A 15,166-nucleotide genomic window follows, 5' to 3' on the forward strand; every position below is an offset into this window, starting at 1 on the left:
CGGGCGGCATTTCAGCGTGAACCGGATGCTGGCGTTCGAGAGCGTGAAATCGCGGCTGGACCGCGAACAGTCGCTGAGTTTCCTGGAATTCAACTACATGATCCTGCAGGCCTATGATTTCCTGGAGATTCACCGTCGTTACGGCTGTATTCTGCAGATGGGCGGCAGCGACCAGTGGGGCAACATCATCAACGGGATCGACCTGACCCGCCGCGTGATCGATCAGGAGATCTTTGGCCTGACGACTCCGCTACTGACCACCAGCGATGGGCGAAAGATGGGCAAATCGCAAGGCGGCGCCGTCTGGCTGAACGGCGACATGCTGAGCCCCTACGAGTTCTGGCAGTTCTGGCGCAACACGACGGATGCGGATGTGGGCCGGTTCCTGAAGATCTTCACCGAATTGCCGGTCGAGGAATGCGACCGGCTGGGCGCGCTTGGCGGGTCCGAGATCAACCAGGCGAAGATCCTGCTGGCAAACCTGGCGACGGGGCTGTTGCACGGGACCGAGGCTGCGGCGACGGCCGAGGCCACGGCGCGGGACGTGTTCGAGAAAGGCGGGATCGGCGACGACCTGCCCACCGTGACGCTGGAGGCCGGGGACCTGGCCGAGGGCGTGGGGATCGTGCAGCTGTTTGTGAAAGCTGGGCTGGCGGCGTCGGGCAAGGATGCGAAACGGCTGATCCAGGAGGGTGGCGCCAAGGTGAACGACGAGATCGTCACCGATACCGCGCTGCGCTATGGGGCCGGCCATCTGGTCGAGCCGATGAAGCTGACCGCAGGCAAGAAACGTCACGCGCTGGTGGTACTGGGCTAAGGCGTAGGGTGGGCGATATCGCCCACCCTACCGATGTCAATCCTGGACGGTGACCTTGGTCATCACGTCGGGCGTCGCTGGCGGCTCGCCGCGCTGGATAGCGTCGACGGCCTCCATCCCCGACACGACATTGCCGACGATGGTGTATTGGCCATCAAGGAAGCTGCCGTCGCCGAACATGATGAAGAACTGGCTGTTCGCGCTGTTCGGGTCATTGGCGCGGGCCATTCCGACGACACCGCGCTGGAAGCTGAGGTCGTTGGTGAACTCGGCCGGGAGGTCAGGCTTGGACGACCCGCCCATACCGGCCATCGACAGGTCTCCACCCGCTTTCCCGTTCGACACATCGCCGGTCTGGGCCATGAAGCCGTCGATGACGCGGTGGAAGACGATGCCGTCGAAGAAGGCGCGGCGGGTCAGGAGCCGCATCCGCTCGACGTGCAGGGGCGCGGCCTGCGGCGCCAGCTCCACCAGGATCCGGCCCCGGCTGGTGTCGATGATCATCAGGTTGTCGGCGGGGACCGTGCGCCAGTCGGCGGCGCCGGGGACGGCCTGGGCCCGGGCGGTCGCCGCCGTTGCCTGGGCCATGGCTGCGGGAGCGCCCGCCAGAACCAGACCGATCGCCAGAGCCGTCACCCGCATCGTCATCCCCCCGAAACTTCCGCCACCGGCTGCACGTCGCAGACCGTGAACTGGGCGCCGCGCGCGGCGCGAACTTCTTCGACATGGGCCCGGAAGGCCGCTGAGCGGGCGTCCAGGACGCGAACCGTCGGACGCTCGCCTTCCGGCAGGGCCGCAGCGGTGCGGACACGCGTCATGGCGTCCGGATCGGCGAGCACGCCTCCGTCCGGACCGGCCTTGAGGAGGCTGACGACGTCCAGCCCCGACACGATCCGGCCGAAGGCGGTGTAGGTCCCGTTCAGGACAGGGTTGGTGGCCATCATCAGATAGAACTGGCTGTTGGCGCTGTCCGGCGACTGCGAGCGCGCCATGCCGGCGACGCCGGTGCAGAACAGGCCCGTGGCATCGGTCTTGAAGTCGGCGGTCACCATCATCTGGGCGTCGGGCTGGGTCGCCACCGGCAGGGAACCGACCAGACCGACGAGCCCGGTCGGGGCGCCGCCCTGGACCGGGGCGAACTGGGAGTCACGGCCGCGCCGGAAGGTGAACTCGCCATTGATGTCGGGCAGATCCGAACCGCCCTGCCCCGTTCCGAGAGGGTCGCCGGTCTGGGCCATGAAGCCGGTGACGACACGGTGGAACTTCAGTCCGTCGTAAAAGCCCTGGTTGGCCAAGGTGGTGATGCGCTCGACATGGCGAGGCGCGGCGCGCGGCTCCAGCTCGACCAGAATGCGGCCCTTCGACGTGTCGACGACCAGCAGGTTTTCTGGCGCAATGGTGCGCCAGTCGCTCGCGGCCGGGACCGGAGCTGTCTGGGCCAGGACGGCGGCGGGTGCGAAGGCCGAAAGGGCGGCGGCGAGGACGAAAGGCGTGATCTTCAAAGCGGTGTCCTGAGGCGTTCTAGCGTTTGACGCGGTCGCGCACGGCGGCGGCGACGGCGGGGCTGACGAAGCTGTCGATGTTCCCGTCCAGCCGGGCGATTTCCTTGACCAGCCGCGAGGCGATGGCCTGGTGGCGCGGATCGGCCATCAGGAACACGGTCTCGATGTCGTCATTGAGGCGCTGGTTCATGGCCGTCATCTGGAACTCGTATTCGAAGTCCGCGACGGCGCGCAGGCCGCGCACGATGACGTTGGCGTCAAGCTTTTCAGCGAAATGCATCAGCAGGGTGGAGAAGGGCTGGACCTCGATGTCAGCATTGATGCGCGCAACCTCGGCCTTCACCATCTCAACGCGTTCGGCGGTGGTGAACAGCGGACCCTTGTCGTCATTCTGGGCGACGCCGATGACCAGTTTGTCGACCAGCTTCACAGCCCGGCCGATGATGTCCATGTGGCCATTGGTGACGGGGTCGAAAGTCCCCGGGTAGAGCCCGATCCGCATGCGTTTTCTCCCCGCCGCGCGGTCTGATTAGCAGGCGTCGCGGGCCGGGCCTAGATCGCCTGAACAGGGTTCGAGGCCCACGCGCGGGCCAGCCGTTCGATCCGGTCGGGTGAGGCCCCGAAGGCGTGGTCGCCGATGGCCGTGATCGGACAGGCTGGTGTCGCGCTGTTGCACAGGAAGGCGCCGTCGAAGGCGGCGAGGTCGGAGACGTGAACGGGGGCGGTGCGCTGGGTCATGCCGACCTCGGCGAGGCGGCTGGAAATCAGCGCCTTGGCCACGCCGTGCAGCATGGGCGCTTCGGGCCAGGTGACGGCGTCACCGGCGAGGAAGCCGATGTTCCAGGTCGTTCCTTCGGAGATGAGACCCCCGGCGTCGGCGAAGAGGGCGTCGTCGAAGCCGGCCTGTCGCGCCAGACGGCGGGCCCGGATCAGAGGGAAGATGGCCGTGTGCTTGATGTGGGCCTCTGTGCGGACATAGGTCCGGACCTGGGCGCGAACAGAGGTCGCAAGTGGAGACGGTGCGGGCGAGACCGAGGTCATCACCTTGGGCCGAACCTCGGCCGAGGGGCTGCGGGGCACGATGTCCGGCGCGAACAGGCTGACGCGGATCCAGGCGTTGCGCCGGTCGGCGACGGCGGTGCGGATCAGGTCCCGCAGACGGTCCCCGCTCAACGGTTCGCCGAACAGCTCGACGGCGGACGCCTCAAGCCGCGCGAGATGCAGGTCGAGACCCCGCACGCGGCCGTCCTCGATCCGGAAGGAGGTGTAGGCGCCGTAGTTGACCAGCGCCATGTAGCGGAGGTCGTCGTCGGTCGGCGGGAGGCCGTCGATGAGGAGGTCGGTCGACACCTATTCCTCCCCCTTCGGGGGAGGTGGCGCGGAGCGGAGCGCAGCGACGGAGGGGGCTTGACGCAAACGCGGCGTCTGGGGCCCGCCCCCTCCACCGCTTCGCGGTCCCCCTCCCCCGATGGGGGAGGATTTAGCCTTCGCCGTCACCCTCGACCTCGACCTCGGGCGCATCGTCGCCGCCGCTGTCGGCCAGACGTTCGACGGACACGACCTTCTCGCCTTCCGCCGTGCGGAAGATGGTCACGCCTTGCGACGAGCGACCGACGATGCGGACCTGACCGACGCGGGTGCGGATCATCTGGCCATTGGAGGTGACCAGCAGCAGGTCGTCGGTGTCCTCGACCGGGAAGGCGGCGGCGAGGCGGGTGCCTGCGCGGCCGCCGAGGCCGTGGGCCGTCAGTCCCTGCCCGCCGCGACCGGTGCGGCGGTATTCGTAGGCGGAAGACCGCTTGCCGAAGCCCGTGTCGGTGACGGTCAGGATGAACTGTTCCGCCGCGCCGAGGGCCGCGATGCGTTCGGGCGAGATGGGGGCGTCGCCGCCCTCCTCTGCGCCTTCGTCGTCAGCCTCGACCATCGTCGTTTCATCATCGCTTTCGCCCGTCGCCTTGCGCATCGCGTTGGCGTGTTTGACGTAGGCGGCGCGTTCGTCCGGCGTGGCGTCGACACGGCCCAGAACGGCCATGGAGATCACCGCGTCGTCGCCCTGGAGGCGGACGCCGCGCACGCCGGTCGAATCACGGCCCTTGAAGACGCGGACGTCGTCGGCCTTGAAGCGGATGGCCCGGCCCCCGGCGGTGGTCAGCAGGACGTCGTCCTCGGCGGTGCACAGGGCGACGCCGACCATGTGGTCGCCGTTTTCCAGCTTCATCGCGATCTTGCCGGCGCGGTTGACAGAGGCGAAGTCGCTGAGCTTGTTGCGGCGCACGTCGCCCGAGCGGGTGGCGAACATGATGTCGTAATCGCCCCAGGTCGTCTCATCCTCGGGCAGGGGCAGGACGTTCATGATCGAATCGCCCGGCTCGATCGGCAGCAGGTTGACGAAGGCCTTGCCGCGCGAGGTCGGGGCGCCCAGCGGCAGCCGCCAGACCTTGAGCTTGTAGGCCTTGCCGTTGGTGGCGAAGAACAGGACCGGCGTGTGGGTCGAGGCGGAGAAGACGCCGACGACGGCGTCCTCGTCCTTCATCGTCATGCCGGACTTGCCCTTGCCGCCGCGATGCTGGGTCCGATAGGCGTTCAGGGCGACGCGCTTGACGTAGCCGCCGTGGGTGACGGTGACGACCATGTCCTCGCGCGGGATCAGGTCCTCGTCTTCGAGCTCGAAATCGCCTTCGCCGATGGTCGTGCGGCGCGGCACGGCGAACTCTTCGCGCACCTTCAGCAGATCCTCGCGGATGATGGCGATGATGTTCTTGCGGTCCGACAGGATCGTCAGGTGACCCTGGATGGTGTCGGCCAGCCCGCGCGCCTCGCCGAAGATGTCGTCGCGGCCGAGGCCGGTCAGGCGGCTGAGCGTCAGGCCCAGGATGGCGCGGGCCTGTTCGTCGGTCAGCCTCAGGCTGTCGCCGTCGATCAGCACCGAGCGCGGATCCGCGATCAGCTCGACCAGGGCGATCATGTCGCCGACGGGCCAGGCCTTGGCCTGCAAGCGTTCGCGCGCCTCCGCCGGATCGGCGGAGGAGCGGATGATGTGGATGACCTCGTCGATGTTGGCCACTGCGACGGCGAGACCGACCAGGACGTGGCCGCGGTCGCGGGCCTTGGCCAGTTCGAACTTGACGCGACGGACCACGACCTCCTCGCGGAACTCGAGGAAGACCTCGAGCATCTTGCGCAGGCCCATCTGTTCCGGCCGGCCGTGGTTCAGGGCCAGCATGTTGACGCCGAACGACGACTGCATGGCCGTGTAGCGCCACAGCTGGTTCAGGATGACGTCGCCGGACGCATCGCGCTTCAGCTCGATGACGATCCGCATGCCCTGACGATCCGATTCGTCGCGGACGTCGGAGATGCCTTCGAGGCGCTTCTCGCGGACCATTTCGGCGATGCGCTCGATCAGGGTCTGTTTGTTGACCTGGAACGGCAGCTCGGTGACCACGATGGCTTCGCGGTCCTTGCGGATGGTCTCGACCGAGGCGACGCCGCGCACGATGACCGAACCGCGGCCTTCGCGCAGGGCGTTGCGGGGCGCCGTGCGGCCCAGGATCTCGCCGCCCGTCGGGAAGTCCGGTCCCGGCACGATGTCCAGGATGGCGTCGTCGGAAATGTTCGGGTCGTCCAGCAGGGCCACGGCCGCATCGACGATCTCGCCCAGGTTATGCGGCGGGATGTTGGTCGCCATGCCGACGGCGATACCGCCCGCGCCATTGACCAGCAGGTTCGGAATCCGCGCCGGCAGGACGACAGGCTCCAGCTCCTTCTCGTCGTAGTTCGGCTGGAAATCGACCGTGTCCTTGTCGATATCGGCCAGCAGGGCGCTGGCGGCCGGGGCCATGCGGGCCTCGGTGTAACGCATCGAGGCGGGCATATCGCCGTCGACCGAGCCGAAATTGCCCTGGCCGTCGATCAGCATCAGCCCCATCGAAAAGGGCTGGGCCATGCGGACCAGGGCCATATAGACCGAGGCGTCGCCGTGCGGGTGGAAGCGACCGAGCACGTCGCCGACGACGCGGGCGCACTTTGAATAGCTGCGCTCCGGCGTCATGTTCAGGTCGTGCATCGAATACAGGATGCGCCGGTGAACCGGCTTCAGGCCGTCACGGGCGTCCGGCAGCGCGCGACTGACGATCACGCTCATGGCGTAGTCGAGGTAGGAGCGTTTCAGCTCGTCCTCGATCGAAATCATGGAAATGTCCGAGCCGCCCACCGGAGGAGGTGCGGCGTTTTCGTAGCTGTCGTCGGTCAAGGATTTTGGGCTTTAGATGGCCGGAATCGGAACGTGATCCGCTATGGTGATTTCTAGCACCCGGGGGGCCGCGAGGCAAAGTTTCGCAGCCCTTTTCACAGGCTTTCGGCCCATCCGTGAAAGGACCAAATCCATGCGCACCGTCGCCCTCACCGTCGCCCTTCTCGCCGCCCCTCTGGGAGCCTGCGTCAGCGTGACCGCCAACGACTACCGCGATCACGTCACGATGCGGGCGACGCCGGGCGATTTCGGCGAGGCGACCCTCGTCAACGCCTCGGGCGCACGCATCGGTCGCGCTGTGCTGACGCAGGGTGCGACAGGCCTGCTGATCCGGATCGAGGCGACTGGCCTGACGCCGGGTTGGCATGGCGTGCATATCCACGCCGTCGGCGAATGCGCCGCGCCCTTCACCTCGGCCGGGGCTCATGTGAACCACGGCGAGCCCAAGGCGCCGCACGGCCTGCTCAACGCCGAAGGGCCGGACGACGGCGACCTGCCCAACATCTTCGCCTCGCCGGACGGCTCGATTTCTGCGGAACTGTTCACCAGCCGCGCCCGGATCGCCAACGACGGGCCCGGCCAGTGGCTGTGGGACGCGGACGGGTCGGCCATCGTCATCCACGCGAATGTCGACGACCACGTCAGCCAGCCGATCGGCGGCGCCGGAGACCGGGTGGCCTGCGGCGTGATGGCCGCCGGTTAAACCGAAGCCTCAGGCCTTGGCGGCGCCGGCGCGAAGACCGCGCTCCGCCAGGGCCACGACGGCGACGCCGCCCATGGTCAGGGCCGCGCCGGTCAGGATCTGGAGCGTCAGAACGTCGCCCAGGAAGCCCCAGCCGATGGCCATCGACACGACCGGGGTGACGAGAAAATAGGGCGTCACCCGTCCGGCCTCGCGCTTCTGCACCAGCCAGAAGACCATCGAGGTGGCGAAGACCGACGACACGACACCGGCCCACAGCAGGCAAACCCAGATCAGGGGGGTGGCGGAGCGCACGGCCTCGACCTGACCCGTCTCGAACATGGCCGAGCCGAACGCGAGCGTCGGCAGGGCGACGCACGCCAGCAGGCCCTGCATCTTCAGGGGCGGGATCGAGGTGGTGCGCCGCGCGATGACGGTCGTGATGCCCCAGCAGGCCGTGGCGCCGACGATCAGCACGATCGCGGGCCAGTCGTGCAGGGCATGCGGGTCGGCTGACATCCAGGCGACGCCGATCAGCGACACGGCCATGCCGATGAGAGCGTAGATCGAAAGCCGCTCGCCGAGCAGGAGGAAGGCGAACAGGCTGGTGAACGGGATCCACAGCTGGGCCGCGACCGAGACCGGACTGACGTCCTCCGCCAGAGAAAAGCCCCAGTAGAGCAGGCCGTAGTGCAGCGGCCCGCCCAGGGTGACGATCAGCAGCAGGCTCTTCCAGTTCGGAAAGGGCGGTCGCACGAAGGGGATCAGGCAGACGGCGGCGATGGCGAAGCGCAGCGTCCCGACCAGCAGCGGCGGCATGACCTCGGTGGCCACCTTGGCCGCCGCATTGTTCGCCCCCCAGATGACCACGATGGCGGCGATGGCGCCGATCTCCAGCAGGGTCAGCGGGCTGTGGGGCTTGTCGGGGGTTACGGGCACGGACGCCCTATTGCACGCACAAACAAAAACGTCGGCTCACAATGCATGAGCCGACGTTTCGATCGTGGTGATCTGGTCCGACTAGAACGGGATGTCGTCGTTCAGGTCGTAGCTTTCGCGGGGGCCTGAGGGCTTGTTGGCGCCGCCGGTGGAGAAGCCCGAAGAGTAGTCGTCGTCGTTCGAACGACCGCCCGAACCCTGGCCGCCGCCTTGTGAGGCTCCGCCGCCGTCGCGGCCGCCCAGCATGGTCAGTTGACCGTTGAAGCGGCCGATGATGATCTCGGTGGTGTACTTCTCGACGCCGTCCTTGTCGGTCCACTTGCGCGTCTGGAGCGAGCCTTCGACATAGACGGTCGAGCCCTTTTTCACATAGTTTTCAATGACCTTGACGATGTTGTCGTTGAAGACCGAAACCCGGTGCCACTCGGTCTTCTCCTTGCGCTCGCCCGACGACTTGTCGCGCCAGGTTTCGGACGTCGCCAACGAGAAGTTGGCGATGCGGTCGCCGTTCGGCATGGAGCGGATTTCCGGATCGCGACCCAGATTGCCGATGAGGATGACCTTGTTGACGCTTCCCGCCATGATGAAATTCTTTCTCTGATCGCTCCCGGCCGCCATTGGCGACCGGGGCCTGAAATCGTCGGCCCGCAGGCTGGGCCCGCGAAACCGTTAACACGTGTTCCGACTTTGTTCTACTGTCCCGGGAACGTCGGCGCCGGGGCTTCCTCGACCACGACGCCCAGGTCGGTGACGCCCCGCTCGATGGCGCCCGGCACCGCCAGACGACCGTCGCCCGTCCGCGCCAGGGCGAAGAACCGAGCGCCCTCAAGCGTCCGCGCGAACGAGACGCCACGGCGGTCCACGAAGATGAACTGGCCCTGATAGGCGCCCGTGACCTCTTCCTGGGTAACGCCCATGCTGCGGAACCGCAGACGCATCTCCTCAAGACGGGCGGCGCACATCTCGATCTGGACCTGACCGCGCGCGACGACGTTGAAGACCGGCTCGCCCTCCGGCCGCTCCACCGCGTAGCAGACGCCCGTATCGGTCGGAGCCTTCACCTGCTGGGCGCAGCCGGCGATGAGCGGGAGCGCCAGGATCGATGCGATCAGGATGGGACGGATCATCAGTTCAGGCTCGGGAACTGGCAGCTGCGATCCTGGTCGGCCAGAATGCGGAAGCGCGTGTTGTCGTTGGACTGCTCGACGCGCCGGGGCACAAGACGCAGGGTCAGGTTGCCGTGGCGGCCGTACTGGGCGTCGCCGGGACGGACGCAGGTGCCTGCGTACAGCGCCTGAACGCACTGGTTGAGGCTCATGCGCCCCAGCTCACGCCAGTCCGAACCCGTGTAGCGCAGGCAAGGCGTTCCGGACACGCGTTCGACGCGGGGTTCGGGCTGTGGGGCCTGCGTCTCGGACTTGCCGGGGACGCTGGTGTCATAGGGATCGGTCAGGCCGACATCGGCCGTCTCGACGGCCGTCGGCAGTGTCGGGGGCGGGGCGAAGGAGGCGGTGGGAGCGGCGGCGAGGTTGCCGGTCTCGTCGAGACCCACGTCGAGGGCGTCGGTCGCCAGACCGTTGCGCCGGGCGCAATCGGCCAGGGTCGCCATGCCGATGAACTGACCATTGACGAAGCAACGCAGTTCGCGTGTCGGCTCCAGCGACGGGGCGTCGCCGACATCGACCGTCAGACCGCCGGGGCCTTCGGTCTCAGGAGCCTTGGGCGCGGCGGGCTCATTGTTACCGCCGAACACCAGGGCCAGCACCACGGCCGCCAGGACGGCGAGACCGACGCCGATGGCGATAATGACGCGATTGTCGTTGGGCAGTTGCATGAAGCGGAGCTCGCGCGGCGTCGGGCCTTGAAGGCCTCAATAACCCCGCCCCGCCCCGGGGCGTCAACCGCGAAGCGAAAACGGCGCCCGCTTATCCGGTCAGGCGCGCGAGCGCGGCCTGATAATTGGCGAGCTGGTTGCTCAGATAGGCGGGCACGGGTCCGGAGGCGGAGGCCGTCGCATCCTGCGGCGCCAGTCCGCGATAGGCGTCGCGGATGGCCTTGAGCGCGCCCTGGATCTTTTCGCCGGCCGCAGCGATCGAGGCGGGGTTGTTCAGGGTCAGGTTGCCGGGCAGGCCCAGGCCGAAGGTCTTCACAGACGTATCCGCCGTGGCCAGGCCGACGTAGCCCGCCGACAGGCCGAGTCCCAGAAGAGCGTCGCGGCCCGTCTCGCCGGATGTCAGAATCGCGCCGGTCTTGCCGTCCTTGGCCATGATCGAGAGGCGCTGGACGCCGCCGGTCGTCGTCGTCGTCTCGCCGTCCTTGCCGGTGACCGCGCCGCCCTCGGAGGCGACGGTGACCTTGAGCTTGCCGCCCGAGGCGACGCTGATCTTGCGGGCCAGGGTGGCGAGGGTGTCCTTGGCGTCGATGGTCACGGCCGTGGCCCGGCCGCCATTGGCAGGGCTGACGTAGAAACGGTCGCCGACCCGCAGGGAGGTGGCGTCGATCAGCCTCTTGGAATCGCTCTGGTCGATCTCGCCCTGGGGGAGACCCAGCCGGTCCAGGACGCTCGCTCCGCCGGATGCGACCGCCAGGGTCATGGGTTTCGCCTGGTCGCCGTCGCCGGACCAGGTGCGGCTGTATTCGACCGCTCCGGTCAGGGGATCGAGCCGGGTCAGATAGGCCTTGGTCGGGTCGGTATCCTTGGCGGCCGGGTCGCGGTCGGCGATGCCGGTGATCCACACCTTGCCGTCATGGACCTTCACATCGGCGGCCGAATCCTCGCCCGCTCCGCCGTACCAGCTTAGACGGTCGGTTCCGGCGGCCGTCAGGTCGGTCGAAAGTGCGGCGACGAAGACGTCCTTGCCGCCAGAATGGGTCGTGGTGGTCGTTCCCGCGTTGAGCCCGCTGTCGCGGCTGGTCCCGGTCAGGATGACCTTGCCGTTGGCGACCGCGATGCCCGCGATGTCGCCCGAAATTGCGCCCAGGTCGCGCGTCGAGGCCAGGGTCGGAACACCCGCCGCGTCCAGGGTGAAGCGGCGCACGACCGCGTGACCGTCCTCGACGCCGGCGGTATAGAGGTTGGAGCCATCAATGGTCATTGCGTCGACGCTGTCGTCGCCGCCGGTGCCAAACTGGGTCTGGGCCACGGCCTTGGAGACAATGCCGGCGGTCGGATAGGGCTCACCCGCCTTGAATGCCTGGACATAGCCGTCCCAGCCGCCGACAGCCGCCGCGCCGGTGATGGCCGATTTCGATCGCCCCCCGATATAGACCAGGCCGCCGTCGCCGAAGGAGACGCTGGTCGCCTCATCGGCTGCGCGGGCGCCGCGACGCTGGGTCCACTGTTCTTCGCCGTCCTTGTTGAAGACAGTGACGAAGCTGTCGGCGAGGTTGGCGACCTCTCCGGCCTTGCCCGCATCCGTGGTCGAGGTGTTCAGGGAGCCGGTGACCGATCCCGCGACCGCGACGTCGCCGTTGTCATCGATGGCGATGGCGTAGCCGCTGGCGGTCGAGGATGCGCCGAGGGTCCGGGTCGCGACCAGCCGTCCGGCCGAGTCGTACTTCATCAGGGCGACGTCCTGAACGCCCTTGATCGGCTGGTTGGCGCCGCCCGTGGTCACGTCGCCGACGATCCACAGGGAGCCGTCAGGCCCGACGGCGCTGGCGCGCACGGCGGAGACGCCTTCGGGCATCTTCTCCTGGGAAATGCGACCATCGACCCACCGGGTCTCTCCGACATTGCCGCCGGTGGGCTGGGCCGCTGTGCCGCCGTCGCTCTGGAACTTGAGGATCTGGTTGGTGGTGGTGGCGGCGACGGTCGTCTTCGTGGTCGTCACGCCATTGACCGTGGAGGTCACGGTCGTGGCAGGGGAGCCCGCAGACTGGACGACATAGACGGCGTCGGAGGTTTCGGCGGCTGTGAAGCCGACGGTTTCGGTCGAGGTTCCCCGGATGGCGAGCGCCCATCGATCGGGGCCGGCCGGCAGGGTCACCGGCTTGCCGGAGACCTGTACGGTCTGCGGCGTCGCCTTGATCTGGTCGCGGCCGATGCGGGTCTGGAAGCCGGCAGCCTCCAGCTTGCCGTTGATGAAGCCCGTGACGTTGTCCATTGTCCGCGGCGTCGCGCCCATCTCGCTGAGGTCGATCGGGACGGCCGTGGTCTGGGTGCTCAGACCCACCGGCACCTTGATGGTGATGTTGAACCTGGTGTCGCCCTCGAACGCCTTGACCGGCGTATCCAGCGAGCCTTCGTGGACCGGGCCGGTGAGGGAGTTGGAGCTGTCGCGGGGGACGGCGGCCGTGGTCTTTGACGTCGAGGACGAGGTCCCCTGCACAAGGCGGAGCGCGTCGAACTCGGCCTTGCCGATATAGGAACTGATTTCGGCCAGCCCGGAAGCAAACCGCTTGTGGGTCAGCGCCAGATCGGTGGAGGTCAGACCTTTTACCGAGGCGCGGTTGGCGAGGGCGTTCAGCGTCTCCAGCCCCTGATACAGGGCGAACAGTTTCCTGTAGTCGGCCGAGGCGCCCTTCACATCGAGCTGGGCGGCGTCCTCGTTGACGAAGGCGCGGCCGCCGAGCGCGGCGCGGACCAGGGCGTCAGGCTTGGGCGCCGTCGCCTGGGCCGAAGTGCTCCAGGGCGCGGTCGGCTGCGCCTTTTTCGTGATGAGGTTCGTCAGGGCAGCCGAGGTCGAGGGGTCGTAAGAACCCCCATACAAACCCAGTAGATAGCTGTTGTTGACCGCCAATCGATCCTCCACGCGGGAGGGTACGCGAACGGGCTCAATGGGAGATTAATGTCTGCGCAGGGAACGATGGATTGCGAATCGTGTTGTCATCTCGTCAGACAGGAGCGAGGCCATGATCTTCCCGAAGTCGTTTATCCAGTCCCTTCTGGCGTTGTACGGGTTCGGAGACAGGGCGCACCAGCCGCGACGACGTCCCTCCCCCGTCGTAATCGGCCACCAGTCAGGCAGCCGCTTTTAACCCTGGAACAGGCTGAGGATGATCTGCGGCGCCTGATTGGCGATCGACAGAGCCTGAGCTCCGAGCTGCTGCTGCACCTGCAAGGCCTGCAGTCGTGCGCTTTCCTTGGCCAGGTCGGCGTCCACCAGATTGCCGATGCCCGACTCGATCGTATCGGAGAGCTTCGAGACGAAGGTGTTGTGGGCCGAGATCTGCTTGGCCTGCGCGCCGACGTCGCCCAGCGACTTGTTCAGGTTGTTGATCGAGGCGTCGAGCTTGGTCAGGGCCGTGGTCGATCCGGTGACCGTCAGCAGGCTGTCGGTCAGGCTGAGAGAGATGATCGAGCCCGAGAGCGACAGGTTCTTGCCCGACAGGGTCACGAACTGGGTCGCGCCGGCGTTGGCGAGGAACTTCAGCCCGTTGGTCAGCGAGCCGTTCAGGATGTTGCCGCCATCGAATGAGGCGTTGTCGACCGCCGACTTGATGGCCCGCAGCAGGGCCTTGAAGTCGGCGTCCAGCAGCTGGCGCGACTGGGTCTTCAGCGAGACGTCCTTGGCCGCGACGACCTTCTCCTTCAGCTGGTTCAGCAGGTCGGAGATCGATTCGCCCGCCGCCATGGCGACGTCGGCGATGGAGGTGGCGCGGTCCAGACTCTGCTTGACGGCGGAGAGGGCGCCGAGGTCGGCGCGCTGGCCCTGGGCGATGGCCCAGATGGCGGCGTTGTCCTTGGCCCCCTGGACCTTCAGCCCGGTCGAGATCCGATTCTGGACCCCGGTCAGGTTGTCGTTGGTCCGAGACAGGTTCTGCAGCGCGACAGCGGCGGCGGCATTGGTGTGAACGCTGTTCGTCGTCATAGGTCTTCTAGCCCCGGGATGTTCGCCGAGAGGCTATGACTGCAACGGTTCCCGTATGGTTAACGGCGGTAAACCACGACGATTAACCGCATCGGGCGTTCCCGAGCGGTCTGGAAGATTGGGCCGGCGTCCGAAAAATCAGGCGCTCGTGTCGATCAGGCCCCCGGCCGTGTAGCCCCCGCTTTCGACCATTCGCAGGACCTGCTCTCGCGGGAACTGGCGGACGACCTCACCGGTGGCGCTGTCCAGGGTCTTGTAGACGAAGGTCCCCGGGTTGGGGCCTTCCTCGATGATCAGGCGATACCGGACGACCTCTTCGGCCTTCCTGGCTGCGCGATCCTTCTGGAAGTCCTTGCTCGAAGTCGCGGACGAAGTGGTCGCGACAACGGGGGAAACGCTTGCGCCTACTCTCTTTGCATTGGTGTCCATGGCTCCTCACGCCGGGGCTTCCGGCGTCCCTTGGGGAACGGTCGGGCGGGACCGAGGTCCCGCCCTTCCATTGGCTTATCGGAACAGGCCGAGCAGGATCGAGGTCGACTGGTTGGCGATCGACAGAGCCTGCACACCCAGCTGTTGCTTGGTTTGCAGCGACTGCAGTCGTGCGCTTTCCTTGGCCAGATCTGCATCGACCAGGTTGCCCACGCCGTTTTCCAGAGCGTCGGAGAGCTTTCCGACGAACGAGCGGTGCGTGTCGAGCGACTTGGCGCCGGTGCCCAGGCGAGCCAGGGCGGACGACACGTTATCGATCGAAGCGTTGACGGCCGTCAGAGCGGTGGTCGCCAGGGTCGAGGTGCCGATGGTCGTCGTAGCCGCGACGGTCACGTTGGCGCCGCCCAGCGACAGGTTTTCACCCGCCACCTTGATGGTGGAGCCGGCCGTGTTCGACAGGGCCTTGTAGCCATTGGTCGTGGTCGAGTTGTCCAGCAGGTTCACGCCGTTGAACTTGGCGTTCGAGACCACCGTGGTGATCTGGTCGCGGATGGCCTTGAAGTCTTCGTTCAAAGCCTTGCGCGAAGCCGTCGACAGCGACTTGTCAGTCGCCGACAGGGCCTTTTCCTTCAGCTGGATCAGCAGGTCGGAGACGGATTCACCGGCAGCCATGGCGACATCAACGGCCGAAGAGCCGCGATCCAGGCTGTCCTTGACGGCGCCCAGAGCATT

At 67.1% G+C, this 15,166-nt stretch carries 15 protein-coding genes; 2 read left to right on the forward strand and 13 right to left on the reverse strand.

The genetic code is table 11. From position 1 onward, the window contains the following. Positions 1–817: tyrosine--tRNA ligase (tyrS, locus tag RMO01_RS16680; RefSeq protein WP_309630190.1), on the forward strand; the 817-nt coding region annotated here is incomplete at its 5' end. A gap of 36 nt (positions 818–853) precedes the next feature. Here the strand turns inward: tyrS and RMO01_RS16685 are convergent. The 5 genes from RMO01_RS16685 to gyrA form a co-directional block, all read right to left on the reverse strand. Beyond that, entirely contained in the window at positions 854–1,459 is a 606-nt protein-coding gene (locus tag RMO01_RS16685; protein WP_309630191.1) for a peptidylprolyl isomerase, read from the reverse strand. 2 nt (positions 1,460–1,461) lie between these two features. Further along, positions 1,462–2,319: a peptidylprolyl isomerase gene (locus RMO01_RS16690; RefSeq protein WP_309630192.1), complete on the reverse strand. Its 858-nt coding sequence runs from the start codon at positions 2,317–2,319 to the stop codon at positions 1,462–1,464. Between the two features lie 19 nt (positions 2,320–2,338). Further along, positions 2,339–2,821, reverse strand: a complete 483-nt coding sequence (gene coaD, locus RMO01_RS16695; protein WP_309630193.1) for a pantetheine-phosphate adenylyltransferase — start codon at positions 2,819–2,821, stop codon at positions 2,339–2,341. Positions 2,822–2,871: 50 nt separating this feature from the next. Next, positions 2,872–3,669 (reverse strand): aminotransferase class IV, encoded by a 798-nt coding sequence (locus tag RMO01_RS16700; RefSeq protein ID WP_309630194.1) that lies wholly within the window; start codon positions 3,667–3,669, stop codon positions 2,872–2,874. A 130-nt stretch (positions 3,670–3,799) separates the two neighbouring features. Further along, the gene (gyrA, locus tag RMO01_RS16705; protein WP_309630195.1) at positions 3,800–6,511 is read right to left on the reverse strand and encodes a DNA gyrase subunit A; all 2,712 of its coding nucleotides are present in this window, start codon (positions 6,509–6,511) and stop codon (positions 3,800–3,802) included. A 193-nt stretch (positions 6,512–6,704) separates the two neighbouring features. On the opposite strand from gyrA, the gene RMO01_RS16710 reads away from it, so the two are divergent. Beyond that, positions 6,705–7,274 carry a superoxide dismutase family protein gene (locus RMO01_RS16710; RefSeq protein ID WP_309630196.1) on the forward strand — a complete coding sequence of 190 codons (570 nt, stop codon included), beginning with the start codon at positions 6,705–6,707 and terminating at the stop codon, positions 7,272–7,274. A gap of 9 nt (positions 7,275–7,283) precedes the next feature. Here RMO01_RS16710 and RMO01_RS16715 read toward each other — a convergent pair whose 3' ends face one another. From RMO01_RS16715 to RMO01_RS16750, 8 genes are all read right to left on the reverse strand, one after another. Further along, a complete protein-coding gene (locus tag RMO01_RS16715) occupies positions 7,284–8,192 on the reverse strand; it encodes a DMT family transporter (protein WP_309630197.1) in 909 nt (302 codons plus the stop codon). 81 nt (positions 8,193–8,273) lie between these two features. Continuing rightward, positions 8,274–8,774: a single-stranded DNA-binding protein gene (gene ssb, locus RMO01_RS16720; RefSeq protein ID WP_309630198.1), complete on the reverse strand. Its 501-nt coding sequence runs from the start codon at positions 8,772–8,774 to the stop codon at positions 8,274–8,276. Positions 8,775–8,884: 110 nt separating this feature from the next. Then, a complete protein-coding gene (locus tag RMO01_RS16725) occupies positions 8,885–9,319 on the reverse strand; it encodes a hypothetical protein (RefSeq protein WP_309630199.1) in 435 nt (144 codons plus the stop codon). Next, a complete protein-coding gene (locus RMO01_RS16730) occupies positions 9,319–10,026 on the reverse strand; it encodes a hypothetical protein (protein ID WP_309630200.1) in 708 nt (235 codons plus the stop codon). The genes RMO01_RS16725 and RMO01_RS16730 overlap by 1 nt, the downstream gene beginning before the upstream one ends. Before the next feature lie 91 nt (positions 10,027–10,117). After that, on the reverse strand, positions 10,118–12,934 hold the full coding sequence (locus tag RMO01_RS16735) for a transcriptional regulator (protein WP_309630201.1): 2,817 nt from the start codon (positions 12,932–12,934) through the stop codon (positions 10,118–10,120). Between the two features lie 234 nt (positions 12,935–13,168). Then, a complete protein-coding gene (locus RMO01_RS16740; protein WP_309630202.1) occupies positions 13,169–14,005 on the reverse strand; it encodes a flagellin in 837 nt (278 codons plus the stop codon). A 138-nt stretch (positions 14,006–14,143) separates the two neighbouring features. Then, positions 14,144–14,434, reverse strand: a complete 291-nt coding sequence (locus RMO01_RS16745; protein WP_309630203.1) for a flagellar protein FlaG — start codon at positions 14,432–14,434, stop codon at positions 14,144–14,146. 75 nt (positions 14,435–14,509) lie between these two features. Continuing rightward, a partial coding sequence (locus RMO01_RS16750) for a flagellin (protein ID WP_309630204.1) occupies positions 14,510–15,166 on the reverse strand: 657 nt, incomplete at its 5' end.

Origin of the sequence: Brevundimonas sp. (assembly GCF_031412435.1) — a bacterium.
Lineage (GTDB): Bacteria > Pseudomonadota > Alphaproteobacteria > Caulobacterales > Caulobacteraceae > Brevundimonas.